Below are 25,286 nucleotides of genomic sequence, written 5' to 3'. Positions count from 1 at the left end.
GCGCCGTCCCCTCAGAACCGGACCTCGAACCGAGCGCCGCCCGCGTCGCTCTCGCCGGCGGTCACGGTCCACCCGTGCCGCTCGGCGATGGTATCGACGATCGCCAGGCCGAGCCCAGTCCCCTCTGGCGCCGTCGTGAACCCGGCCTCGAACACCTGCTCGCTCTCTTCGACGCCGAGTCCGGTGCCGTCGTCCTCGACGTAGAACCCCTCGATGTCGTCGTTGTCTGGCTCTCGTAGCGGTCCCATCCGAACCGAGACGTAGGGGCCGTTGTGATCGACAGCGTTGTCAAGGAGGTTGTCGAGCAGGCGCCGACTATCTGTCAGGTCTGCCTCGACCGTCGGGATCGACTCGACCGTCAGTGTCGCCTCCGAGGAGTCTTGCCCAGCCCAGATATCCCGGGCGATCGATCCCAGAGCGACCGGTTCCGGATCGGGCTCCATCTCGCCGTGCCGGGCGAACCGACTGAGATCCTCGACGAGTGCGCCGATCTGAGCGTGTGACCGCTCGATGGCGTCGAGCCGTTCGGCGTCGAGCGTTCCGGTCTCACGGAGCAGTGCCAGGTTCGAATCGGCGACCTGCAGCGGCGAACGCAGATCGTGGACGACCTCCGCGAGGAACTGTTCGAGACGTTCGGCGTGCCGTTCGAGCGTCTGCTCGTAGTGTTTCCGGTCGCTGATATCGAAGGTGATACCGATCAGGCCGACGATCTCGCCGTCCTCGTCACGCCAGGGGACCTTCGACGTGAGCGCCCACTCGTCGTAGCGCTCCTTGTCGGTGATCGGTTCGTGTTCGTACTGGTCGTAGAGGTTGTCGAAGCTGTATGTCTTGGCGACCTCGTCGAGGGTCTGTTCCTCCTTGTGGATGATCGGTTCGCCCTCCTCGATGACAGTCATATCGTCGGCGTAGGCTTCCCGGGAGAGCGAACTCGGGTACACTTCCTTGTCGGTCTTCCCGACCAACTCCTCGGGATCTTCGACGTGTGCGTGGCTCACACGGACGTGTCGCCCCTCCTCGTCCTTGACGTAGAGGTGGTGTGGTATCTGCTCGAAGATCGTATCGAGGAGGCTGCTCTCGTAGGCGAGTTCCTGTTCCGTCCGCGCGTGGTCGACGGCGTTCTCGATGCGGTTGTACAGCATCTCGAAGGTCTCGCTGTCGCCCGCTTTCTGGACGTAATCGGTGACACCTGCCGAGATAGCCTCGCTCGCGACCTCCTCGCTCCCCTTCCCGGTAAAGAGTATAAAAGGGAGGTCCGGATACGAGTCACGGACGGCCCTGAGCAGTTCCAGGCCGTCCATCGGAAGCATGTCGTAGTCGGAGACGACGCAGTCGATGGACTTCGTCTCCAAATGCTCGACGACCGCCGTGGGATCGACGATGGAGGTGATCCGGAGCATCTCCGCCTCCTGTTCGAGCATTGCCGCCGTTATCTCCAGAAAGTCCGAATCGTCGTCGACGTGGAGGACGTGCATCCCTCGCTGGTCGTTCGACGGCGGCCACTCCGGTCGCATTGGACACGGTTCGGTCTCTGAAGGTAAAAACACCACCGGCCAGGTTCGTGTCGGGAACAGATCGCGATGGCGTCGCCCAGGCTGTCCATGGTCGGGGTGAAATCCCCGAACGGACCGGGCACAGCGGCCAAGGACACGCGTTAAGTAAATCCAGTCCTAAACCGCACTCAATGGCTGAAGCTACCGATCTGGAGGACCTCCGCCGCGGCACCGATCTCGTCAAGCGCGGCTTCGCGAAGATGCAGAAGGGTGGCGTCATCATGGACGTCGTCGACCGCGAGCAGGCCCGTATCGCCGAAGATGTCGGCGCCGTGGCTGTGATGAACCTGGAGGCTGTCCCGGCCGATATCCGCAAGCGGGGCGGCGTCGCGCGGATGGCCGATCCGGCCTCGCTGGAAGCGATCATCGACGAGGTGTCGATTCCGGTGATGGGCAAGGCCCGGATCGGCCACACGACCGAAGCACAGATCCTCGAAGCGGCCGGCGCCGATATGGTCGACGAGAGCGAGGTGCTCACACCGGCCGACGACCGCTACCACATCGACAAGCGCGGCTTCACGGCGCCGTTCGTCTGTGGCGCCCGGAACCTGCAGGAGGCCCTGCGACGCATCGACGAGGGCGCGGCGATGATCCGCACGAAGGGCGAGGCCGGCACCGGCGACGTCAACCAGGCCGTCCACCACCAGCGCAACATTCTGGGCGCCATCCGTAAGCTCGAAGGGATGAGCCACGAGGAACGCGAAAAGTGGGCCCGCGAACACGAGGCGCCCGCCGACCTGGTCCACGAGACCGCCGAGATGGGGCGACTCCCGGTCGTCAACTTCGCGGCCGGCGGCATCGCGACACCCGCCGACGCTGCCTTGATGATGCACCACGGCTGTGACGGCATCTTCGTCGGCTCGGGTATCTTCGGCGCCGAGGACCCCGAAGCGATGGGCACCGCCATCGTCGAGGCGGTCAACAACTGGGACGACCCCGAAGCGCTGACCGAGATCAGCAAGAACATCGGCAAGGGCATGAAGGGCGACGCCAACGCCGACCTCCCCGAAGAGGAGAAGCTCCAGGGTCGCGGCGTCTGAGCCGCCGTCGAAGACAACACACAAGAACGCTCGTCCGTTGGACCCTGGTATGCAAGAGTCCGGGCTGGTCCAGCAGGCACTGGACCTCCTGGAGCAGCTGGCGGCGACACAGGGGCGGACAGCCGTCACGTTCGGCGTCCTCGCCGTCTCGTTTCTCCTGGTGGTCGTCGTCTTCCCTGCAGTCGTCACGGTCTGCAAACGGATCGTCTTCTCGCGGTACCTGGTCGGACAGGTAGAAGACGCGTACGGGATCGTCGAGCGCGTGGCGCCGACGTCGTCCTCGGGCGTCCTGCTACGGACGGTTCAGCTCACCGTCGTCCTCTGTGCAGTCGCTGGGGTGCTGATCCTCTGGGACGTTGTCGACCCGAGCGGGAGCCTGAGCAGGATCGCGACGAGCGACCTGTTCAAGATCGGCATCACGGTCGTCCTGGCTGCCATCGGCTTCGCGGCCTCGGATCAGCTGAAACGGCTCGCCGAGCGCCTGGGCGACGGCTCGGACCGGATCACCGAACACCAGGAGGAGATCATCCTGCGCGTGGGGCAGGTGACGATCCTGCTGACGGTTCTCTCCGGGGCGTTGACCCTCTGGGGGGAGAACCTCAGCGGCCTGCTCGTCGGGGCCGGGTTCCTCGGTATCGTCGTCGGACTGGCCGCGCGTCAGACGCTCGGCTCGCTCATCGCCGGCTTCGTCCTGATGTTCTCGCGGCCGTTCACCATCGGCGACTGGGTCGAACTCGGCGACGAGGAGGGCATCGTCACGGACATCACGATCTTCAACACCCGCCTGGAGAACTTCGACGGGGAGTTCGTCGTCATCCCGAACGACAAGGTGGCCGATCGGGCGATCACCAACCGGAGTCAGAAGGGGCGGCTCAGACTCACGCTTGACGTCGGCGTCGACTACGATACCGATGTCGACCACGCCCGTGAGGTCGCCCACGAGGCGATCGCCGGTGTCGACGGGGTCGTCGACTCGCCGTCACCGCAGATCGTCCCGAAGTCGTTCGGTGACTCCGCTGTGGTACTCGAACTCCGGTTCTGGATCGACCACCCGACGCCGCCCCGGAAGTGGCGGGCCGTCTCCCAGGTCGTCGAGGCGGTCAAGACGGCGTTCGACGAGGCGGGCATCGTCATCCCGTTCCCGCAGCGTCGGTTCTCCGCTCGCGGTGGGGACAGCGAGCGTCCTCCTGCCGAACAGGTAGCGCCGCTCCGAGAGGGATCCGACACCGACGACTAGTCCCATAGCTCGCCGACGACGAGGCCGAACCCGAGGATCCAGGACCCGGCCAGTACACCCAGTGCACCGACCCTGAACAGCCACGGGAGGCGACTCGTCGCTGGTGGCTCCGTCACGGCCGCGGCCGCAGTGGCGAGTGCCGCCGAGACGGTCGCGCTCTGGGCGACAAGCCCGAGAAGCGCACCGACAGCGAGGGGGACAGTCAGCAGGAGGATGCCAGCCCCCACTCGCGTGGCCGTCTGGCCGGGCCGTGGACCGCGCCGATCGGCGGCCGGCCGCCACTGTGACATGCGTTGTCGTTACACACTCAGAGACATAAAACCGGCGTCGGCCATCTTCCCCGTTCACACACCGCAAATCAGCACCGGATACCCTCGCTGTCTTGTGGTTCCGCCGAGACCGAGGTGGAATCTCCGGTCGAAACTACTATCCCCGGCCACGCGTAGGGAGTGATATGAGCACTCCGCCGGGGGAGTATTACACCGACGAACGCTGGCAGAACTGGATCGACCGTATCAGCGACGAAGACGTGGACCCTGAGAACGAGGATTCGGCACGACTCCTGTTGAACCTGCAGGACGACGCCGCTATCGCCGTGGTCAAGATACTGACCGACTACGACGACGGCACGCTCGACCAGGAGACAACGCTCGAAGAGCTGGAGAGCGTCCGCGAGATCGTCCTCGCCGAGGTCGAACTCGACGACGAGGAGACGCTGATGCTGATCGACGGCGTCCAGACCTCGCTGGTCTGTGTCTTCTACGCTGCCGAGGAATACGTCGCAGAAGGTGTCGCGGACGAGGGCACCGTCGGCGACTACATCGCTGCTGCGGCCGACGCCGAGGCCGAGGAGGATCTCGACGCGGCGCTCGGCTACTGTGTTCAGGCCGGCACTCGCATCGTCGACGGCGCGGAACTGCCGATGGAACTCGCCGAGGACCTCGAATACGGACTCGTCTCCGAGTGGGTCAACGGCCTCGACAGCCTCCAGACTGCGATGGAGGACCCCGAAGTCGTCGAAGAGGACGAAGACGCGGAGGACTGACTCGTCGGGACCGGGTCCCGACAGTCACACCGGAGACGTTGGTACTTTTCGCTGGTTTCGAACATCGACTGTTCGCGCTCGGGCGTTCCTGACAGCGGTGAACGATAGGAACTGATACTGGGGCGGACAGGTTTTTATCCACTTGTCCGAAAGAGCCTCCATGGATTTCGTGGGTGACGAGCGAGCACAGTCCATCCAGGTCGGGGCTGTGTTGCTGTTTGCGATTCTCATCATCGCGTTCTCGACGTATCAGGCGTTCGTCGTCCCGGAGCAGAACCGCGAGATCGAGTTCAACCACAACCAGGAGGTCCACGAGCAACTCCAGGACCTGCGCAACGCTATCGTGTCGATGCCCGGCGACGGCGGTGCACAGTCGACGACGGTGCAACTGGGGACACGGTACCCGAGCAGGGCTGTCGCGCTCAACCCCGGCCCACCGTCAGGGTCACTCCGGACACTCGGGACGACAGACCGGGACGTGAACCTCACGGTCGAAAACGCAATTGCAGCTGGCGAGGCCGGCGACTACTGGAACACGACACAGGTCTACAACACGGGGGGTATCGCTTACCGTCCGGGATACAACCTCTATTCGAACGCCCCGGACACCGTCTACGAACAGACCGTCCTCTACAACGAGTTCCGGGACACGAACGTCACACTCGCCAATCAGACGTTCGTCGACGGCACCGATATCTCGCTGGTCACCCTCAACGGCTCGCTCTCGCGCTCGTCGAGCGGCTCGACCTCCGTCGACGTCCAGTCTGTGAGTACCTCGACACAGACGATCACGCTCGACAACAGCAGTACCGGTCCGATCAGACTCGTTGTCGTCTCTCGGCAGCCAGCGTCCTACTGGGACTTCCTCGTGAACACGCAATCGTCGACCGTCAACAGTGTCTCGGACGCCGCGACGCCCGCGCCCAGCGGGTTCCACACGGTCGCTATCGAGCTGAAGCCAAACAAGGAATACGAACTCCAGTTGACCAAAGTGGGTGTCGGAACCGGTGTGACCGACGAGGACACGGCCTACCTGACCGACGTCGAGGGCGACGGCACCACGGTCACCCAGGGCCAGACCACCGAACTCGTCCTGGAGGTCCGTGATCGGTACAACAACCCGCCGGACAACGCCACATCCACGACGATCCAGGCACGGCTCGTCGGGTCGGGGAACCTCGAACCGCCGACCACCCGGCGGCCCGACGAGGACGGTCAGGTCACCTTCGAATACACGGCCCCGAGCAGCGGGACCGGCAGCCAGGAGGTCCAGTTCAGTTACGTCGGTCTGGATAGCAACTTCGACGCCACTACCGTCCAGAACGTCTCGGTGAACGTGACCGTACAGGCCGCAAGCGGAGGGAGCGGTGGTGGCGGAGGGAGCGCCTACGCCGTCGCCTGGGAGAACCCGGAAACCGATAACGACAATAATTATCTCTCGTCCTGCTCCGCCACCGACTGTACGTGGGACGTCCAGGCGGATAGCGACGACGTACTGACACTCAGAGCGGGTACTACTCCGGCTCTCGATGGGACCACCGTCGACTTCGCCGTGAACAACACGACGGTCGGGACGCTCTCTCCTGGGAATGGCACGACCGGATCCAGTGGGGAGGTGACGACCGACCTGACCGCCAGCGAGAACGGAACGATCGGAGTCTACGCGGCCAGTGGCGGATCGAGCGACGTGATCAACGTCACGGTCACGCGCGCCAACATCGCCGGTGGTGGCGGTAACTCTCCGCCGACCGCTGACGCTGGATCTGACGTAACTGTCGAAGAGGGCAATAGCGTCGAACTCGATGGTGCTGCGAGCAGCGACAGTGATGGAAACATCGTCGACTATTCGTGGACAATCGTTAGCGGTAGTGGTACACTCTCGGATTCGAACACCGAGAAACCGACCTACAACGCCCCAAGTAATGTGAACGGAGACCAGACCGTGGATGTCGAATTAACCGTTACTGACGACGATGGCGATACAGACACTGAGACGGTGACGGTCACGGTATCGGACACAACCGATCCGATAAGCGGTAGCTCTGTAACGAGTATCCTTCCGAACGCCGATAGTCAGTACCAGCAGATCAGGTTCACTCTGGGAACCGATCTTCCCAGTGATGAAACGGTCACGATAGACCTGAGTGATGCCCAGTCGGCTGATCAAGTTGACTATCGAAGTGGTGGCGCAACGACAGTGAATAGTCCTGGGTCTGCCGGATTCAACACACAAAACAGTAACAACGCGCAAATCGAGTACGAAACAGGTGGTAGTACCATCGCCGCCGGCGAGACGATCTCTATCCGAGTGAGTGGTATTGCTGTCGGTTCACTCAACGATAACAGCGGAAGTCCGTACGATGTTACTATCTCACGAAGCGACAGTGGGACCACGACGCAGTCGTTCAGTGTCGCGTACGACAGCGGAACTCCCGAAATTTCGAGCGTATCCGCGAGTGACATACAGGCCGACGGCAGCGAGCCACAGACCATCGAGTTCGAGCTTGGTTCGGATCTCGATAGTGGTGAGAAAGTAACTATCGACCTAAGCGATCCTCAAGGAACTGATTCCTCGTCAATCGATTATGCCAACGCGAACAGTAAATCGCTGGTACAGGGAGATGGCTCCTTAAGTTTCAATAGCAAAGACAACGGTGAGACGGCGTACTTCACCTACACGGCTGGTGCTGCTGACGACAACGGGGATACGATCCGTATCGAGATTGACGACCCGCCGATAGGCGCCAACGCGCAGGGCCCTTACACGATCGGGGTCAGCCGTGAGGACGCCGACACGGCGAGTGCAACGTTCGAGGTGAACGAGCCGCCGAACCCAAGTTTCACCTACACACCGAGTGACCCGACGCCGGGAGAGAGTATCGAGTTCGACGCGAGCGACTCTACCGACCCTGATAGAGACTCGCTCACCTACGAGTGGGACTGGACAAACGACGGGACGGTAGAGACGACGACGACAGACCCCGACACGACAGCGACTCACAGTTATTCGAACAGTGGAAGCTATACTGTTGAGTTAATCGTCACCGATAGCGGCGGAGCGAGTACATCCACAACGCAGGAAGTGTCGGTCTCACCAGCCGGTTTCTCGAGTCTCTCAGCCACCAACCTTGAGAGCCAAACGTCCGATCAAACCCAGACGATCAGATTCACCCCCAACAAAACCATCAAAAGTGGTGAGACAGTCACGATAGATCTCTCCAGCGCACAACTTACCGGGAGCGGACAAGGTAACACCAGAGTGGATTACAGCAATTCGGAGGGGTCCACATCTGTCACATCCGGAAGTGGTTCCGCCACTATCGCTGTCGATACGAGTGCGGACACAGCAGTTGTGACCTACACCGCTGACGGTGGTGATGTCACTGGAGGGTCGACCATAGAGATTACCCTCCAGAACGTGGATACCGGCAACAGAGGGAAGGGAAGTAGCTATACTGTCTCATTCGACCGGAGCGACGGGACGACAGACTCGACGACATTCTCCCTCCTGAACTAACTTCGAGATTTATCAGATTTTTTAATCTTCGTTGAAAGTACCAACTCAATGAACCAGCACTCATGGCAGTAGTGGATACCGGTTCCGTTGAAGGATGGGAGAGGAAACCCAAATTCGGCCTCGTAGTAGATATTCGCGCTCGTGCAGGCGACAGAGTCCGGAACAGAAGAATCCACGATTAACAATAATTCACTGACATTCTCAGGATTCATGGTGAGAGAGTTTCGGGCGGCTTCCAGAGCGACATAGTCACTGCCGACAGCGCGCTAAGAAGGCCCCTGTCGGATTCTCCTTGACCGATTCTGGCATATTCTCTACAAACCCTGAGTACCGGTAGTTCGGATTTTACCAAGGTATACAGTCGAACCCAGTCCTACCTGTTCCGCGAAGAAGGAGAGTTTCAACAGAAATTGATAGTTGGAATCAGTATTTTTAGTTTCAAGAGATTGATTGGTCTCGTTAGTCTTTTTCTCACGTTCTGTAATCACCCACAACGGTCTTACCACCGGTTCACCGAACTAGAGGAAATGGCGGGGCGGGGCCAGTCGGAAGCCGTCGGAGTCGCGCTCCTGACGGGTGTCGTCATCCTGGCGGTGAGTGCCATCGGTCTCGTCGTCTTCGACAACCAGGCGTCCGGCGAGAGCGTGCTCGTCGACGTCGGCTACGAGTTCGACGGGAGCACCGTGACGCTTACTCATCAGGGCGGCGATCCTATCACGGCGAGTGACGTAGACGTCATTCTCGACAACGGGACCCGCGTCCAGTACGGCCTCGGATCGTTCACGCCCCTGGGGAGTACCGACTCGGACTTCGACCCCGGTGAGCGGTGGCGCCACGCGTACAGCACGCCGGTCGGGTCGACCGTTCGTCTGATCGTCGTTCACCGGCCCTCGAACACCGTCTTGATCGACGAAGTGTCCGACGTTCAGACGCCGACGGCGACGCCGGCACCGACGCCCACGCCCACGGCCACGGCCACGCCGACTGCGACGCCGACGGCTACGCCCACTCCCACGCCGACGCCGACCCCCACCCCGACGGCGACACCGACTCCGACACCCACGCCCACCCCGGCCCCGCCGACGGCGAGGTACAGCGTCTCGCCGACCGAACCGGTCGCGGGCGAGGGTGCGACCTTCGACGCCAGCGGCTCCAGTGACACGGACGGGACCGTCGACAAGTACGCCTGGGACTGGGACGACGACGGCACGTACGAGACGACGACGAACAGCAAGACTACCACGCACACGTTCGCCACCGCCGGCACGGAGACCGTCAGGCTCCGTGTGACCGACAACGACGGGCAGACCGACACGTCGAGCAAACAGCTCACCGTCGTCCCCAACGGGTCGATGCTGGTCGTGCCCACGAGCGGGGACGCCCACCTGACTGTCAACGGCCTGGGACTGGTCGACCGCGACCCAGACGCCGCGTACGTCAACTTCACCGACTACACCGTCCAGAGCTTCGGCGGGCCACAGGACGCGGATCCGACCGTCGAGATCCGGGACCACGGGCGGACGCTCTACATCGCGAACAACGCCTGGAAGAAGATCGACTACAGTTACGGGATGACCAGCGACACGGTGCTTGCCTTTGGCTTCCGCTCGCCGACCGAAGGCGAGATCCAGGGGATGGGATTCGAGACGGACGATTCGCTGTCGAGCAACCTCCTGTACAAGGTCTACGGGACGCAGAACTTCGGCCGCCAGCCGGCGACCCTCTACGGTAGTTCGGCGCCGGATTGGAAGCGGTATCGCATCCCGGCGGGCCAGGACTACCAGGTCTCGGCCCAGTACCTGGCGTTCGCCAACGACGACGACGACAGTGCGCAAGCCGAGTCAGAGTTCCGCGACGTGATGGTCTACGAGGACGATACGGCGACCTACACCTACGAGTGGGACTTCGACGGCGACGGGACCACGGATGTGACGGGGAAACAGCCCCAGTACACCTACACCAGCGCCGGCACCTACACCGTCACGTTGAACGTTACCGGGCCGGCCGGGACCACGCGGACGCTGACCGAGACGGTCACCGTCACGGATACGAACGCCGATCCGACGGCCTCGTTCAGCTACAGTCCGTCCTCGCCGGTCACCGGCGAGTCGGTGACCTTCGACGCGACCGCGTCCGACGACACGGACGGGACCGTCGACGAGTACGCATGGGACTGGGACGACGACGGTACCTATGAGGCGACGACGAACAGCAAGACCACCACGCACACGTTCGCCACCGCGGGGACGAAGACGGTCACGCTACGGGTCACGGACAACGACGGCGCGACCGCGACGACCACGAAGACCGTCTCGGTCTCGCTGGACGGGTCGATGCTGGTGGTCCCCACCAGCGGGGAGCCCGGACTGACAGTCAACGGACTCGGACTCGTCGAGCGGACGCCGTCGGAGGCCTACGTCAACTTCACCGACTACACGATACAGAGCTACGCCGGGTCCAACCAGGACCTCGATCCGACCGTCGAGGTCAGGGACGACGGCCGGACGCTGTATCTGGCGAACAACACCTGGAAGAAGATCGCCTACAGCTATGGGATGACCAGCGATACGGTGCTGGCATTCGGCTTCCGCTCGGGGACCGAGGGTGAGATCCACGGGACGGGCTTCGAGACCGACGATAGCATCTCGAACAACCTGATCTACGAGGTCTACGGGACCCAGAACTGGGGTACCCAGCCGTCGAGCCCGTACGACAGCGCGGCGCCGGACTGGAAACGCTATCGGATCCCGGCGGGGCAGGACTACCAGATCTCGGCCCAGTACCTGGCGTTCGCCAACGACGACGACGCCAGCGCGCAAGCCGAGTCCGAGTTCCGCGACGTGATGGTCTACGAGGACGACACGGCGACCTATACCTACGAGTGGGACTTCGACGGCGACGGCACCGCGGACGTGACCGGAAAACAGCCACGGTACACCTACGCCAGCGCTGGCACCTACACCGTCACGCTGGAGATCACTGGACCGAACGGCAATACGGAGACGCTGACCGAGACGGTGACGGTGTCGAGTCCCAACACGTCGCCATCGGCATCGTTCAGCTACAGTCCCACGCCGGCGTCGACGCAGGAATCGGTCACCTTCGACGCCAGTGGGTCGAGTGACGCGGACGGGACCATCGACAAGTACGCCTGGGACTGGGACGACGACGGGACCTACGAGACGACGACGGGTAGCAAGACGACGTCACATACATTCTCGACATCCGGGACCAGGACCGTCACGCTGCGGATCACCGACGACGACGGCGCGACGAACACTACCACTCGGACGGTGGAGGTGAACGAGCCAGCGACGGCGTCGCTGATCCACTCACCGAGTTCGCCGACGACCGCCGAGACAGTCACGTTCGACGCCAGCGGATCGTTGGACCCCGACGGGAGCATCCAGAGCTACGAGTTCCGACTGGACGACGGCCGCACCGTCACGCAGTCCTCCCCGACGTTCACCTATACGTACGACTGCTCGGGGAGATATACGGCCGACGTGACGGTCACAGCCAGCGACGGCGACACGGCGACGGCACAGACCACGGTCAACGTCCAGTCGGCCGACAGGGACGTCGTTGCAGCGATCAACAGCGGCGGCTCGTCGTACACCTCCTGTGAGGGCGTCGAGTACGAGGCCGAAACGGACAAGTATCTGGATGCTGGCGACAAGACCTACTCGTCGACGGAGCCCATCGCTGGGACCAGTGACGACAATCTGTACCAGACCGAACGGTACGACGACGTCAATCCCAAGCGAATCGAGTACGCGGTGCCGGTCAGTAACGGTCAGTACCGCGTCACGGTCAAACTCGCGGAGATCTACTTCGACGGCAACAGCGCCGAAGCCGCCCGGGGTAACCGTGTGTTCGACCTGTCGATCGAAGGGACTACTGTCAGCCCCAACCTGGATATCTACGACGAGGTCGGTGCCAACACTCGGTTGGATATCACGAAGACTGTGACTGTCACCGATGGAGAGCTAAACATCGTCGCAGACAACCCGGACGCGAACAATCCGAAGGTCGGTGCCGTCCTCGTCGAACGGCTCCCGAGCGCGACCTGGACGACGGCGAGCGACTGGGACGGCGCGACCAGCGCGGAGAGTGTCGTCCACGACGACGTGGGCGGCCACCGTGCCGACGCCGTCGAACTGGGCTACCCGGCCAGCGACCGTGGCGGTGACGCGCTGCTCACGTACTGGTCGTTCGACGGCGACGCGATCGACGAGTCCGGCAACGGTCACGACGGACTGGTAACCGGCGCGACCGTCTCGGGTAGCGGCATCGCGGGCTCCCGGTCGTACGTCTTCGACGGGAGCGAGGACATCGTCGCCGACAGCGACGCGGGGAACTACCTGAACGGTCAGGACGCGCTCACCGTCTCCGCCTGGGTGCGCTCGGACGAGACGAACACGAACAACGGCATCCTCATCGGACAGGAGCCCGACGGCACCGACGTTCCGCTCAGTCTGCGGTACGACTCGCAGGGCTTCGAGAACGGCTGTTCGGACTGCCTCAAAGCCGGTGTCAGCGTCGACGGGACCGAGACAGTCTACGAGAGTTCCGACGACGCACAGACCACCGACTGGCAACACCTCGTCGTCACCTGGAAGGACGGCGAGGTGGTCAGGATGTATCGCGACGGGTCGGCCGATACACCGACCTTCCAGGACAGCGGTAGCGGGACGCTCTCGAACGTCGAGACGCTGCTGGTCGGCCAGGGGGCGAAAGACACGAGCTACTCCGACGGCTGGGACGGCCACATCGACGAGGTCCGCATCTACGACCGGCAACTGAGTGCGAGCGAGGCGGCGGCGCTGTCGGATGTCGGCGACGAGGGGACGATCCGGACTGGGACCAAGACGCTCTCCCGGGCCGTCGACGTCAAGAAGGCGCGACTCAAGAACGTCACGGCCTCGCGGCCGTCGGGGACCGACATCGACGTCGTCGTCCACTCCGATCCCGACGGCGACGGCACCTTCGAGGAGTCCTCGAAGACGATCACGCTCGACGGGAGCTCGAGCTACAAGATCAAGGGTCTCAAGACCGACAGCCGCCGATTCCGCCTCACAGTGACGCTCCGGACCGATGATCCGACGAAGACGCCGACAGTCGACACGTTGGAAGTTGGTGTCTAGTTCGACAGCTGTCGAACAGACAGTCGACAGTAACTTACGTACCGGTGCCGACCTCTCGGGTATGACAGCCGTCGGTATCGACGCAATCGAGATCTGGACGGGGAAGCTCAAACTCGACCTCGCGGAGACGTTCGCGCCCGCGCAGGGTGACGACCCCGGCAAGTACACGAAGGGGCTGGGACTCCACGCGTCGTCGTTCCCGGACGTCTACGAGGACATCGTGACGATGGGAGCCAATGCGGCCCACCGATTGATGGAGCGCAAAGGGCTCGAACCCGACGATATCGGCCGGATCGACGTCGCCACCGAGAGCTCGTTCGACAACTCCAAGCCCGTCTCGACGTACATCGCGGGCTGTCTCGAACAGGTCTACGACGGGGACTTCCACCACGCCAACAAGGGCGAACGGAAGTTCGCGTGCATCTCCGGAACCCAGAGTCTCGACGATGCCTACAACTGGATCCAGGCCGGCCGGAACCGCGACCGGGCCGCCATCGTCATCGCGACCGACACCGCGCTGTACGCCCGTGACGATCCCGGGGAGGCCACCCAGGGCGCCGGGGCCGTCGCGATGCTCGTCGACGAGGACCCGAACCTGGTCGAACTCTCGACCGAACAGGGGTACGGCAGCGCCGACGAGACCGACTTCCTCAAGCCCAATCAGCAGTTCCCCTCCGTCGACGGCAAGCGGTCGGTGAAGGTCTACCTCGCCCGGATGCGCGAGGCGCTCGACGACTTCGCGTCCGTGGCCGGCCAGATCCACCCCGACGACTACTACATGGTCCCGTTCCACACCCCCTTCCCCGGCATGGTCCGGAAGGCCGCCGCGCTCGGGTACCGGCACATCGTCCGCGGGACCGACGTCGAAGAACTACTCGCCGAGGAGATCGGCCACCAGCCGATGCGCGAGGACTTCGAGACGGATGACGCGTTCAACGACGCGATCCGGGAGTACACCGACGCCCTCACCGAGACGGAGCGATACAAGGACTGGTACAACCAGGCCATCGAGCCGACGCTGGAGATCTCCCGCCACGTCGGTAACTGGTACACCGGGTCCGTCCATCTGGCTCGCGCGTCCGGGCTCAAGCACGCGATGGAACACGACATCGACCTCGCGGGCGAGAAACTGCTCGTCGCCTCGTACGGCTCGGGCGCTCAGGCCGAGATCCACGCCGAGACGATCGTCCCCGGCTGGGAGGACGAGATCGCGGCGCTGGATATCGACGAGCAGATCCGGGACCGCTACAACCTCTCGTTCGAGGAGTACGAGCACGTCCACGACGTTCACAATCACGATATGGACGCCCACGTCGAAGAGGACGCAGAGGAGTTCACCTCGCCGGAAGCCGAGTTCGCCTTCGACGGCTGGGGCCGGATGGGCGAACGGAAGTATCGATACGTGGAGTGAGGCGTCACCACGGTCCGAACACAGCGCCATCTCGGGATTTCTGGCGGTTGCGGCGGTCAGACCGTTCGGAACTGACCTGCCGGTCGTCCGACGAAAGTGGAGTAATATATCTGATACTAATCGAAGGCGTTTAGTCAACGACTGCGGCACCTACGTGCATGGAACGCTGGTCGTACGGCCCACGCGCGACTGCCGCGCTCGCAGGTGCGGTCGTCGGGGTCCTCGGCACATTCCTCCTCCTCCAGCCGACGGTGGTCCTCTCGCGGTCGCGCGTCTCCGGCCCGTCCTCAGTTCCGGGTCTCGCGGGTGGCCCACTGTTCTCCGGCGAGGTCCCGCTCGTGGCCGTCTACGTCGGGGCCGTGGTGGGGACTGTCCTGACCGGATTTCTCTTCCTCGTGGTGGTCACGAAGGGTATCGCACTGTTTTTCACCCGCGGTGGTCCGCTCGTCGACGCCTACCGGGCCGTCCGTCCGGACTCGCCGCTCGTGAAGATGGCGACCGGTATCATGCTGTTGCTGGGTGTGATGTTACTCGGGACGGCGATGCTTCCGGGCGCTATCGGTGACCTCGGTGAAGGGGGTGCGGTCTCCGGTGCCGACGACATCGCCGGGGATCCGGTCGCCAACGTCTTCGTCGGGGACGTCGTCGCGACCGAGGCGAGCGCGCCCGCGGCCACCGACAGCGACGGCGACGGCCTCCCCGACGCCTGGGAGGAGGCCGGACAGACGCCGTCGGGTGCGGCCCTTCCTGGCGCCGACCCGACACGGAAGGACCTCTACGTTGTCGTCGGCCACGGTCGGAAACAGACGCCGCTCTCGGATGGTGAACGACAGTCACTCCGGTCGGTCTTCGCGGATATGCCCGTTTCCAACCCCGACGGCACGACCGGAATCAGACTCCACATCGTCAGCGCCAACCGGACGGTCTCGGGTGCGCGCGTCTCGGCCAACGGGACCGAACACCGCCGACTCTACAGCCGCCAGCGGATGGGCGCGCGCCGGTGTTCGTACAGATTGGTCACGCTGGGCTCGATCGACGCCGATCGAACGGCCGTGCGTGTCGACTCACCGGGCTACTCGGCCGTGGTCGACGGGAAACTACGGAGCGACTACACGGGGTCGACGTCGTTCCGCGTCGCGGCGACGACCCACGCGCTCTTGCATATGGTCACTGGGCCTGTCGAGGGCAACTACCACCACTCCGAGGGATGGTTGACGACCGGGTCGCCGACCGAGCAACTGACGCCGGCGACGGCCGACCACCTCAACCGGACGGGATTCCAGGGGTCGGCGGCGTATCCGGGCTGTTAGGGGAGCGTCCGGAGCCCACCGAGGAGGTCGTCGAGTTCGGCGTCGGTCACCGCCAGCGAGAAGTCGTCGATCCGTGCGAGATCGGCGGCGTGCTCCCAGACGTCGTCTGTCTCTAGACCGTGGAGGATGACTGCGTTCGGTGTCGGCGAGACCACGCGCAGGGCGACCAGTGGCGATTCGCCGCGGGTGACGTTGGTGAACACGAGCGCACGGTTCGTCGACTGACCGTAGAGCTGGTAGAACTCGTCCGAGGAGAGCCGTCTGATTGCGGTGATGGAGTTGATGACGGTGTGTCCGGAGACGGTGTCGGTACTCCCCCGGGCGAGTTCGACGGCGTCGGTGGCGTCGTAGACGCTCTCGACGCCGACGTTGGCCGTGTACTCACGGAGGTCGTGGACCACGTCGCTGTCGAAACCGGCCGAGATGACGCGGGCGTGCTGACGGATGTGCTGGCCACCACGGTCCTCGTCGATGTCGAGCAACGCCGTCACCAGACGCCTGACGACGCCGATACCGGGGTTGTCACGGCGCCCGCTCTCGTAGTCGGAGACGACCGACGGCGAGACGTCCAGGTGGTCCGCAAGCTCCGTCTGTGCGACGTCGAAGTCCGTCCGCCACTTCCGGAGCGTCGCGCCGGGGTCACCGCTCAGTGCCACCTCGCCGGCGATCTTCTCCGCGAGGTCGCTTCGGGCGCCGCCTGTCATTGGTCCACACGGTGGATAGACTAAAACAAAAGCGTACCGGAACACGGTCCTCCGCAACCCCTACACGCCAGTCGGAACGGTGGACACGCGTGGTACGGCTGGACACCGTTGAGGCTTTTCCGCGCTAGCAGTGATGATGGTTCGGTACGTCCTCGAAAATAGCGGTTGTGGGAAAATACCTGAGTGTGGGGAACAAATTTGTGCGCGCCCACGAAATTGTCAGTCGTGTCTGAAATCACGCTCGACGACCGGGGTCGTCTCACCCTCCCGAAAGAGATCCGAGAGCGCTACGGCGAGCGGTATCGCGTCGTCCAGCTACCCGGTGAGATCAAACTTGTACCGATCGCAGAGGACCCGCTCGCCGCACTTCGGGACGAATTTGCGGACGTCGAGAAGTCCGCCGATGAGATGCGGACGGACGCACGGAACGGGACACTGGACGAGGCTGGCCGGTAGATGTACGCCGAGACCGACTTTCTCCTTGCTCTCATCAAGGACGAGGACTGGCTGAGTGTCCCGGCCGAGACGGTCTATCGGAACCATCGGGAGGACCTGTGGACCTCGCAGTTCACTCTCATCGAACTGTTTCTGGTCGCGTACCGCGAAGACCGTGACACCGAACGGGTCGTGACGAACGCTGCCGACCTCGTCGAGGTCAGGGGGGACGTGGACACCGTCGTCGCCGCAGCGACGTACGTCGAGGACCACGGGTTCACACCCTTCGACGCCCTTCACCTCGTCGAATCAGACGGCGATACGATCGTTTCGAGCGACGACGCCTACGAGTCGTTTGCACCGCGTCTGGACATCTCGTCGATGGACGACGGGTGACGCTCCGCAACCCCTAAACGCCAGTCGGGCCAACCACGACCCAATGGACTGGACGGAGAAACACCGACCGAGTACGCTGTCGGAGGTCCGGGGGAACGACAAGGCTCGGGACGCCTTCGAGGAGTGGGCGCGGACCTGGGAGGACCACCGGGAGGCGGCCATCATCCACGGCTCGCCGGGTGTGGGCAAGACCTCTGCGGCCCACGCGCTTGCGGCCGATCTGGGTTGGCCGACAATCGAACTCAACGCCAGCGACTCCCGGACCAAGGACGTCATCGAGCGGGTCGCCGGCGAAGCCGCGAAATCCGGGACGCTGACCGCAGGCGGACAGGGCCGTCGCCTGGTCATCATGGACGAGGCCGACAACATCCACGGTAACGCCGACCGCGGGGGCGCTCGCGCCATCACCTCGCTGGTCACGGAGGCCGGCCAGCCGATGGTGCTCATCGCCAACGAGTTCTACGAGATGTCGAAGGGCCTGCGCAACAACTGCCAGGACATCGAGTTCCGGGACGTCTCGCCGCGCTCTATCGTCCCAGTCCTCCGGGACATCTGCCGGAAGGAGGGCATCGAGTACGAGAGCGACGCCTTAGAGACCATCGCCGAGAAGAACAGCGGGGACCTCCGTGGGGCGGTCAAGGACCTCCAGGCCATCGCCGAGACCACCGATCGGCTGACCGCGGACGACGTCGTCACTGGCGACCGCGACACCACCGAGGGTATCTTCGACTACCTCGACGTCGTCATCAAGGAGGCCGACGCCGAGACGGCACTGAAGGCCAGCTACGACGTCGACGAGACGCCCGACGACCTCATCAACTGGATCGAGGACAACATGCCCAAAGACTACGAGGGGGCCGAACTGGCCCGTGCCTACGGCGCCCTCTCGAAGGCCGACCAGTGGCTCGGTCGGGTCCGGGCGACACAGAACTACTCGTTCTGGCGGTACGCGACCGACAACATGACCGCCGGCGTGGCCGCGGCCAGGGACGGCACGAAGAGTGGCTGGACCCGCTACGGCCCGCCGAGCTACTGGTCGAAACTCGGCCGCTCGAAGGGGACTCGCCAGACCCGCGACGACATCGCCCAGCAGATCGCGACCATCGACGGCGTCTCGATGCGGACCGCGCGCCGGGAGATTATGCCGTTCTTGGCGTCGATGACCCACCACTGCAAGAACCGCGAGTTGACCGTCGCGATGGCGGCGACCTACGAGATGGCGGCCGAACACGTCGCTTTCATCACCGGTTCGGGCAAGGACACCAACAAGGTCCAGTCCATCGTCGCGGACGCCGAAGAGCGACGCGCCGAGGCGGCGGTCGAACACTCCGGCGGTGCCTTCGAGGGCGCGACCGCAGGCGGTGGGATTGACACAGCGACGGACGAGGACGCGGACGGCGAGGCAGCCGACGACCGCGACGCGGACGCGACCGAACAGCAGGTCACGCTCGGCGGCAACACGGACGGGACTGCCGCCGACGCGGACGAAGACGCGGACGACGAGACGCCGGACAGCGAGGAGGCCGACGCGGACGACCAGCAGTCCGGACTCTCCGATTTCATGTGACTTACCGAGCGCGGCCACCCAGTCCGGGCACCGCGGTCCACTCCTCGACCCGGTTCATCAGCATCGAGGCCGAGATGACCAGCGCCAGGTAGAACAGCGCCGCCAGCACGAACAGTTCCGTGTAGCGGAACGTGGCGTTGGCGATCTCCTCGGTCCGGAAGAACAGTTCACGGACGGTGATGAACGCGGCCAGCGAGGAGTACTTGATCAGGTAGACGAGTTCGTTCGACCAGCCGGGGATGGCGTACCGGAGCCCCTGGGGAAGCACGACGTAGCGGATCCCGTCGATCTTCGAGAGGCCGATGGCCCGTGCGGCCGTCAGCTGCCCGGTGTCGACGGATTCGAGCGCCGAGCGGATGTACTCGGCCTGGTAGGCGGCGCTGTTGAGCGTGAACCCGATGATCGCCACCCAGACGGCCGAACCGGGAACGAACCCCTGACCGACGCCGGGCAGGACGCGGATGACGCCGGTCAGTCCCGTCCCGAAGTAGAGGACGAACAGCTGTGCCAGCAGCGGCGTCCCGCGGATGAGTTCGGTGTAGGACAACGAGAGCCAGCGAAGGCCCCGTCCGCCGTAGACGCGGGCCACCGAGAGCGGCACCGCCAGCACGAACCCCAGCGCGATGCCGGCCACGGTCAGGACGATGGTGAGCCACGCACCCCGCGCCAGCGACGGGAGCGACGGGATGGCACCCGCGACGAACCCGAACAGTCCGGCAGCCAGATCGAAGGGGAGTCCGAACAGGCCCAGATCGCTGGCCACACCGCGCATGCTCTCTGCCGCCGAACTGAACGGCGCCACTGGGACGAACGGCTGGTCCTGGGGCAGCGCCATCGAGTCCGGGAGCAGGTAGTCGTTCGTCCAGCGGAGGACGAGCCAGCCCCAGAAGATCGCCACTGCGACCAGCGCCCAGGGTCTGTCCACGTCGACGGTCGTGCGGACCTCCTCGACGGTCGATTGTTCGGCACCCATAGCTACTCGTGGCCCGCCTGCAGGCCGGTGAGGAACGACCTGGTGCGGTCGTGTTCGGGTCGCTCGAACAGGTCGTCGGGGCTCCCGGATTCGACGATTCGCCCGTCGTCGAGGAAGATGATGTTGTCGGCGGCCGAGCGGGCAAAGCCCATCTCGTGGCTGACGACGAGCATCGTCATCCCGCGCTCGGCCAGATCACGCATCACGTCGACCACCTCGCCGACCAGTTCCGGGTCCAGCGCGCTCGTCGGTTCGTCGAACAGCATCAGCTTCGGTTCCATCGCGAGCGCACGTGCGATGCCGACACGCTGTTGCTGGCCACCCGACAGTTCGGCCGGGTAGGAGTCGGCCTGTTTCGCGAGTCCGACCTGGGAGAGATGCTCGGCCGCGCGTTCGCGGGCCTCCGCGGCGTCCATGCCCCGGACCCGTTTGAGCCCGAGCGTGATGTTCTCCAGTGCCGTGAGGTGGGCAAAGAGGTTGAACCCCTGGAACACCATTCCGACCTCCTGGCGGAGCGCGTTCACGTCGGCGTCCGCGCCCGTCACGAGCGTGTCGTCCAGCCAGATCTCGCCGTCGTCGATCTCGGTCAGCCGGTTGATACAGCGCAGCATCGTCGATTTTCCGCTGCCGCTGGGGCCCATGAGGACGTCCACGTCCCCCCGTGCCATCTCGAAGCTGACGCCTTTCAGTACCTCCTCGTCACCGTAGGACTTGTCGACGTCCTCGACTCGTAGTAGACTCATGCGTTCTCACCCGTCGGAATCGCGTAGTAGTCGCTCAGTCGGTCCAGCGCACGGTTCGTCCCGAAAGTCAACACGAAGTAGATGGCGCTGATCACCAGGAACACCTCCAGGACGGCGGTCGATCGGCCCGATTGGGTGAACAGGTCGTAGCCGCGGGTCAGCATCTCGGCCAGCCCGATGGCGAAGGCGATGGAAGTGTCCTTCAGGACGATGGTGAACTCGTTCTGGAACCCCGGCATACTGCGCCGGAGCGCCTGCGGGACGACGACGTGCCGGATGGCCTCCAGCCGGCTCATCCCGATCGAACGGGCGGCCTCCATCTGGCCCTCGTCGACGCTCTGGAGCGCCCCGCGGAAGATCTGTGACTGGTAGGCCGCACTCCGCAGTCCCAACCCGACAGTCGCTGTGATGAACGCCGACTGCGAGATGGAGACGACGAAGAACAGCACCAGCATGATGACGACGATGGGCGTTCCACGGAGGACCACGCCCGCGGTCGACACCAGTTGCCTGGGCAGTCGGCTGCCGTACACCTCGACGGCGCCGGCGGGGAAGCCGACCAGGAAGCCGAGCAACAGGCTCGTCAGCGTTAATCCGACGGTGACGGCCGCACCGGCCAGCAGGTAGTCGAGGTTTTCGAGGACGAACGCCCAGTCGGTCGCCTGGAGCATCCGCTTACTCGCCGAACCACTGCTGGGTCAGTTCCTGGTAGGTGCCGTTCTCCCGGACCGTCGACAGACCGTCGTTGAGGGCCGACTGGCGCCCGCTGTCACCGTCGCGGATGCCGAACCCGTAGCGTTCCCCGGTCTCGTAGACGAACGCGACCGAGACCGGCCGGTTCGCGGCGAAGGTCTCGGCGACGGGCTGGTCCAGCACTACGGCGTCGATGTTGCCGTTCTCCAGATCCTGGACGGCGAGGACGTAGCTGTCGTAGGCGTTGTACTGGCTCTCGGTGATGCGCGAACCGACCAGTTCCTCGTTGACGACGCTCTCCCCGGTGGTTCCCTTCTGTGCACCGACGGGGTGGTCGCTCAGGTCGTCGAGGCTGCCCGGCGAGAAGTCGCCGTCCGCGCGGACGATGATCGACTGGTCGGCGCTGTAGTAGGGGTCGCTGAAGTCGATGGTCTGGTCGCGCTCGTCGGTGATGGTCATCGCGGCGGCGATGACGTCGATGTTGTTGTTGTTGAGCGCGGGGATGAGCGAGTCGAATTCGAACTCCTCCCAGCCCTCGAAGGAGTAGTCGCTCTCTTCGACGACGGCTTCCAGGAGATCCACGTCGAACCCGATCAGTTCGCCACCCTCCTTCATCTCGAAGGGCGGGAAGCCTGGTGCCGTCCCGGCAGTGATGGTCTGTTCGTCGCCGCCCCCGCCACCGCCGCCGTTACAGCCGGCGACACTGAGCGCGACTGCGGTCCCGCCGACGGTCGTGAGATACTGTCGTCGTGAGAGGCCTTCGTCTGACATACACGGCACAACAACGCAGACCGGGATTAGTGTTACGAACGGCCTAATACTGGTGTGGTAAACGAATCATCTGTTCGGATTTTCGAACAAATCTGTTTCTTCTATTCAATTATTGAACAGATATGGTATGTATTATCTACGACACCAGCGACGAACGCTTCAATCGTCCGCGTGTGAAGCCGCCGAATCGGCGGGCTGACTGGCACTGACACCGTCCATGGACGGTTCGACGTAGGCCCATGCCGTCGCTGCTACCAGCGCGACCAGGATGGTCAGCGCCGCGGCGTGGTGTAGGACCTGTGCGACTGCACCGAAGTTGAAGATGGTGTTCGCACCGAGCAGGACCTGGACCGGCAGGACCGCAAGTGCGACCCCGGTCGCGTACTTGAGTCGGTTGGAGTAGTCCCCGCGCCAGGCGGCGACGGTCGATCCGAGAATGAAGAAGCCGGTGATCATCGCGACGAACCGGTGGAACCATTCAATAAAGCTCATCCAGTTGGCGGGGAACAGGCCGAGCCAGCCGTCACAGAAGGGCCAGCGGCCGGCACACGTCAGGCCAGCTCCGACGGCGCCAGTGTACACGCCAAGCAGTATGAGCCCGAACGTCAGCGCAGTCGTCGCCGCCACCAGTCGCCTGAACCGGGTGGTCATATCCGTGTCTCTGGGCTGTAGGTATATATTTTCGGCCCTTTCGTCCCGTCCGTGGCCGACGGCGAAGGGGCCGGGTTCTTCGAAGGCTAGCCTGATACTTTATATGGCAGTTCGTCAGAATTATTCGTGCTCTCAGAGATGATCCGCTCTCGGCTCCGCGAATTGTTGGACAGTGAGGGAGATACCGACGACACGACTGTCGCCGAAACCGATGGGGGGACACCGATCCAGCGGAGTGAGGGAGGGGGCGGGCTCGCGACGTCGTACGACCCCGACGCCCAGCGTGTGACTCCACTGCTGGCGGATACAGGGGCTGTTTCGACAGGCCGACGTCAGGTCGTCGAACAGCTGGATCTCTCGGCGGGAGACGTCGAGACGCTCGTCGACGAGTACTGCGAGGCGGGCGTCGGCCCGGCAGCGTTCGTCGAGACACAGGCCGTCGCCAGGGACACACTGGTCGCGGCAGCGTTCGACCGCTTGCGTGAGACGCTCGACGAGGACGCCCGGGCGACGGTCGACGCCGTCGAGGCGGACCTCAGGACCGAACTGGAGTCCGTCACTGGACGGACCCGTACGGGGCTCGCGGCGTTCGAAGCGACGGCACCGGAGACGGCCGGGTCGGGGGCCGACACGGGGCTTCCGATCGACTTCCACGACGTCCTCCACCACATCGGGACCCCGTTGTTCGTGCTCGATACGGACGGCGACGTGATCACCTGGAACCGTTCCCTGGCGGAACTGACGGGCGTCGAGGAGGCCGACGCCCAGTCCATGGAGATGGCGAGCATGGCGTTCTATCCCGATGGACGTCGGGCGAAGACCCTCGCCGACAAGGTCCTCGACGCGCCGGAACGGACACACGAGGAGTACGACGTCCCGAAGGTCTCGGAGGCCGATTTCACTCTCTACCGGGACACGAGCGTCATGCAGGACCAATACGGCGAGGAGCGCCACATCTCCTTCAGTGCTGCCCCCATCTACGACGACGGGGAACTGGTCGCGGTCGTCGAGATGGTCCAGGACCGCACGGCAGAGGCCGAACGCCACACCGAGATCACGTCGCTCGTCGAGGAACTCAGCGCGACGATGCAGGCCCTGGAAGGCGGTGACCTCCAGGCGCGGGCGTCGGTCGACGAGACGGAACACATCGACGAGTCGCTGCTGGAGGTGGTGGAGTCACTCAACACCATGGCCGCCAGCCACGAAGCGCTGACAGAACAGGTCGACGCGCAGACGGCCGAACTCGCGAGCGCCATCGACCAGACGGCGTCGGCCGCCCGCACAGTTGAACAGGAGGTTTCGGAACAGGCCGAGACGCTCTCGCACGCCGCCGACAACGTCCACGACGTGAGCGCGGGGATGCAACAGGTCGCGGCCACGTCCAACGAGGTCGCGTCCGCAGCAGACCGGGCACTCTCGGCCGCCGAAGACGGTGCGGCCGCGAGTGAGGCCGTTCAGGACGTGACGGACACCCTCACCGAGACGAGCGAGGACCTCGTCGAGAGCGTCACCGACCTGGAATCGCGGATGGACGAGGTCAGCGAGATCGTCGAGGTCATCGCCGACGTCGCCGAGCAGACGAACATGCTGGCCCTGAACGCGAACATCGAGGCCGCACGCGCCGGCGAGAAGGGGAGTGGGTTCGCCGTCGTCGCGGACGAAGTCAAGACGCTGGCGAACGAAACCAGCGACCACGCCGGGGAGATCGCGGACAGCATCGACACGATCCAGGCACAGGCGACCGAAACCGCCGAGATGGTCGAGACGTCCCACGACCAGGTCCAGCGTGCCGAGTCCGAGATCGTCGAGGCGCTGACCGCGCTCGACGAGATCAGCGACGCTGTCGAGTCCGCTGCCACGGGCATCCAGGAGGTCGCCGAGGCCAACGACGGCCAGGCCGACGCCATGGAGGATATCACCGCCACCATCGAGGACGCTCGCGAACACGCCCAGCAGGCGGAGGCGGCGACAGACCAGATCGTCGCGGCGACTGACCAGCAGACCGCCGCCGTCGAGGAACTCGTCGCACGCGTCGAGGAACTCTCCGACGCGGACGACGACCGACACCGCTGAGCGAGGGGCGACCCCTCTTCGCG

The 25,286-nt window shown here is 64.1% G+C and carries 19 protein-coding genes; 11 read left to right on the top strand and 8 right to left on the bottom strand.

Translation table 11 applies throughout. The features are described 5' to 3' along the window. Nucleotides 1-11: 11 nt before the first annotated feature. Nucleotides 12-1,511, bottom strand: a complete 1,500-nt coding sequence (locus Hhyl2_RS07055; protein WP_483550030.1) for a sensor histidine kinase — start codon at nt 1,509-1,511, stop codon at nt 12-14. A gap of 170 nt (nt 1,512-1,681) precedes the next feature. On the opposite strand from Hhyl2_RS07055, the gene pdxS reads away from it, so the two are divergent. Continuing rightward, nucleotides 1,682-2,590 (top strand): pyridoxal 5'-phosphate synthase lyase subunit PdxS, encoded by a 909-nt coding sequence (pdxS, locus tag Hhyl2_RS07050; protein WP_483550029.1) that lies wholly within the window; start codon nt 1,682-1,684, stop codon nt 2,588-2,590. Nucleotides 2,591-2,639: 49 nt separating this feature from the next. After that, nucleotides 2,640-3,827 (top strand): mechanosensitive ion channel family protein, encoded by a 1,188-nt coding sequence (locus tag Hhyl2_RS07045; RefSeq protein ID WP_483550028.1) that lies wholly within the window; start codon nt 2,640-2,642, stop codon nt 3,825-3,827. Here the strand turns inward: Hhyl2_RS07045 and Hhyl2_RS07040 are convergent. Continuing rightward, nucleotides 3,824-4,117 carry a hypothetical protein gene (locus Hhyl2_RS07040; RefSeq protein WP_483550027.1) on the bottom strand — a complete coding sequence of 98 codons (294 nt, stop codon included), beginning with the start codon at nt 4,115-4,117 and terminating at the stop codon, nt 3,824-3,826. The two genes, Hhyl2_RS07045 and Hhyl2_RS07040, sit on opposite strands and share 4 nt — an antisense overlap. Before the next feature lie 164 nt (nt 4,118-4,281). Between Hhyl2_RS07040 and Hhyl2_RS07035 the strand changes: the two genes are divergently transcribed. From Hhyl2_RS07035 to Hhyl2_RS07015, 5 genes are all read left to right on the top strand, one after another. Then, nucleotides 4,282-4,872 carry a DUF2150 family protein gene (locus Hhyl2_RS07035; RefSeq protein WP_483550026.1) on the top strand — a complete coding sequence of 197 codons (591 nt, stop codon included), beginning with the start codon at nt 4,282-4,284 and terminating at the stop codon, nt 4,870-4,872. A 160-nt stretch (nt 4,873-5,032) separates the two neighbouring features. Further along, nucleotides 5,033-8,389, top strand: a complete 3,357-nt coding sequence (locus Hhyl2_RS07030; RefSeq protein ID WP_483550025.1) for a PKD domain-containing protein — start codon at nt 5,033-5,035, stop codon at nt 8,387-8,389. Between the two features lie 527 nt (nt 8,390-8,916). Further along, nucleotides 8,917-13,536, top strand: coding sequence for a PKD domain-containing protein (locus tag Hhyl2_RS07025; RefSeq protein ID WP_483550024.1), 4,620 nt, complete (start codon nt 8,917-8,919; stop codon nt 13,534-13,536). Nucleotides 13,537-13,597: 61 nt separating this feature from the next. Beyond that, a complete protein-coding gene (hmgB, locus tag Hhyl2_RS07020; RefSeq protein WP_483550023.1) occupies nt 13,598-14,947 on the top strand; it encodes a hydroxymethylglutaryl-CoA synthase in 1,350 nt (449 codons plus the stop codon). Nucleotides 14,948-15,105: 158 nt separating this feature from the next. Then, a complete protein-coding gene (locus tag Hhyl2_RS07015) occupies nt 15,106-16,257 on the top strand; it encodes a hypothetical protein (RefSeq protein ID WP_483550022.1) in 1,152 nt (383 codons plus the stop codon). Here the strand turns inward: Hhyl2_RS07015 and Hhyl2_RS07010 are convergent. After that, nucleotides 16,254-16,961 (bottom strand): helix-turn-helix domain-containing protein, encoded by a 708-nt coding sequence (locus Hhyl2_RS07010; protein ID WP_483550021.1) that lies wholly within the window; start codon nt 16,959-16,961, stop codon nt 16,254-16,256. The genes Hhyl2_RS07015 and Hhyl2_RS07010 overlap by 4 nt on opposite strands. Nucleotides 16,962-17,186: 225 nt before the next feature. On the opposite strand from Hhyl2_RS07010, the gene Hhyl2_RS07005 reads away from it, so the two are divergent. The 3 genes from Hhyl2_RS07005 to Hhyl2_RS06995 are packed head-to-tail and all read left to right on the top strand — an operon-like array spanning nt 17,187 to nt 19,359. Beyond that, the gene (locus Hhyl2_RS07005; RefSeq protein WP_483550020.1) at nt 17,187-17,417 is read left to right on the top strand and encodes an AbrB/MazE/SpoVT family DNA-binding domain-containing protein; all 231 of its coding nucleotides are present in this window, start codon (nt 17,187-17,189) and stop codon (nt 17,415-17,417) included. Then, nucleotides 17,418-17,792, top strand: a complete 375-nt coding sequence (locus Hhyl2_RS07000) for a PIN domain-containing protein (RefSeq protein WP_483550019.1) — start codon at nt 17,418-17,420, stop codon at nt 17,790-17,792. It abuts the gene before it with no gap. 43 nt (nt 17,793-17,835) lie between these two features. Beyond that, nucleotides 17,836-19,359, top strand: a complete 1,524-nt coding sequence (locus tag Hhyl2_RS06995) for a replication factor C large subunit (RefSeq protein WP_483550018.1) — start codon at nt 17,836-17,838, stop codon at nt 19,357-19,359. Between the two features lies 1 nt (nt 19,360). Here the strand turns inward: Hhyl2_RS06995 and Hhyl2_RS06990 are convergent, their stop codons facing one another. From Hhyl2_RS06990 to Hhyl2_RS06970, 5 genes are all read right to left on the bottom strand, one after another. Beyond that, nucleotides 19,361-20,332 (bottom strand): amino acid ABC transporter permease, encoded by a 972-nt coding sequence (locus Hhyl2_RS06990; protein ID WP_483550017.1) that lies wholly within the window; start codon nt 20,330-20,332, stop codon nt 19,361-19,363. 2 nt (nt 20,333-20,334) lie between these two features. Further along, entirely contained in the window at nt 20,335-21,075 is a 741-nt protein-coding gene (locus Hhyl2_RS06985) for an amino acid ABC transporter ATP-binding protein (protein ID WP_483550016.1), read from the bottom strand. Then, nucleotides 21,072-21,746: an amino acid ABC transporter permease gene (locus tag Hhyl2_RS06980; RefSeq protein WP_483550015.1), complete on the bottom strand. Its 675-nt coding sequence runs from the start codon at nt 21,744-21,746 to the stop codon at nt 21,072-21,074. The genes Hhyl2_RS06985 and Hhyl2_RS06980 overlap by 4 nt, the downstream gene beginning before the upstream one ends. Nucleotides 21,747-21,750: 4 nt before the next feature. Then, on the bottom strand, nt 21,751-22,539 hold the full coding sequence (locus Hhyl2_RS06975; RefSeq protein WP_483550014.1) for a basic amino acid ABC transporter substrate-binding protein: 789 nt from the start codon (nt 22,537-22,539) through the stop codon (nt 21,751-21,753). Between the two features lie 159 nt (nt 22,540-22,698). Beyond that, a complete protein-coding gene (locus Hhyl2_RS06970) occupies nt 22,699-23,217 on the bottom strand; it encodes a COX15/CtaA family protein (RefSeq protein ID WP_483550561.1) in 519 nt (172 codons plus the stop codon). A 111-nt stretch (nt 23,218-23,328) separates the two neighbouring features. On the opposite strand from Hhyl2_RS06970, the gene Hhyl2_RS06965 reads away from it, so the two are divergent. Further along, a complete protein-coding gene (locus Hhyl2_RS06965) occupies nt 23,329-25,263 on the top strand; it encodes a methyl-accepting chemotaxis protein (protein ID WP_483550560.1) in 1,935 nt (644 codons plus the stop codon). Nucleotides 25,264-25,286 lie beyond the last annotated feature (23 nt).

It is taken from the genome of Haloarcula sp. H-hyl2, from assembly GCF_056934385.1.
Note: the sequence above shows the minus strand (reverse complement) of the source record. Positions and strands in the feature narration are given on the sequence as shown.

Coding starts and splice junctions, on each gene's coding strand:
- Hhyl2_RS07055 (WP_483550030.1), bottom strand. CDS start 1,511: ATGCGACCGGAGTGGCCGCCGTCGAACGACCAGCGAGGGATGCACGTC.
- pdxS (WP_483550029.1), top strand. CDS start 1,682: ATGGCTGAAGCTACCGATCTGGAGGACCTCCGCCGCGGCACCGATCTC.
- Hhyl2_RS07045 (WP_483550028.1), top strand. CDS start 2,640: ATGCAAGAGTCCGGGCTGGTCCAGCAGGCACTGGACCTCCTGGAGCAG.
- Hhyl2_RS07040 (WP_483550027.1), bottom strand. CDS start 4,117: ATGTCACAGTGGCGGCCGGCCGCCGATCGGCGCGGTCCACGGCCCGGC.
- Hhyl2_RS07035 (WP_483550026.1), top strand. CDS start 4,282: ATGAGCACTCCGCCGGGGGAGTATTACACCGACGAACGCTGGCAGAAC.
- Hhyl2_RS07030 (WP_483550025.1), top strand. CDS start 5,033: ATGGATTTCGTGGGTGACGAGCGAGCACAGTCCATCCAGGTCGGGGCT.
- Hhyl2_RS07025 (WP_483550024.1), top strand. CDS start 8,917: ATGGCGGGGCGGGGCCAGTCGGAAGCCGTCGGAGTCGCGCTCCTGACG.
- hmgB (WP_483550023.1), top strand. CDS start 13,598: ATGACAGCCGTCGGTATCGACGCAATCGAGATCTGGACGGGGAAGCTC.
- Hhyl2_RS07015 (WP_483550022.1), top strand. CDS start 15,106: ATGGAACGCTGGTCGTACGGCCCACGCGCGACTGCCGCGCTCGCAGGT.
- Hhyl2_RS07010 (WP_483550021.1), bottom strand. CDS start 16,961: ATGACAGGCGGCGCCCGAAGCGACCTCGCGGAGAAGATCGCCGGCGAG.
- Hhyl2_RS07000 (WP_483550019.1), top strand. CDS start 17,418: ATGTACGCCGAGACCGACTTTCTCCTTGCTCTCATCAAGGACGAGGAC.
- Hhyl2_RS06995 (WP_483550018.1), top strand. CDS start 17,836: ATGGACTGGACGGAGAAACACCGACCGAGTACGCTGTCGGAGGTCCGG.
- Hhyl2_RS06990 (WP_483550017.1), bottom strand. CDS start 20,332: ATGGGTGCCGAACAATCGACCGTCGAGGAGGTCCGCACGACCGTCGAC.
- Hhyl2_RS06985 (WP_483550016.1), bottom strand. CDS start 21,075: ATGAGTCTACTACGAGTCGAGGACGTCGACAAGTCCTACGGTGACGAG.
- Hhyl2_RS06980 (WP_483550015.1), bottom strand. CDS start 21,746: ATGCTCCAGGCGACCGACTGGGCGTTCGTCCTCGAAAACCTCGACTAC.
- Hhyl2_RS06975 (WP_483550014.1), bottom strand. CDS start 22,539: ATGTCAGACGAAGGCCTCTCACGACGACAGTATCTCACGACCGTCGGC.
- Hhyl2_RS06965 (WP_483550560.1), top strand. CDS start 23,329: ATGATCCGCTCTCGGCTCCGCGAATTGTTGGACAGTGAGGGAGATACC.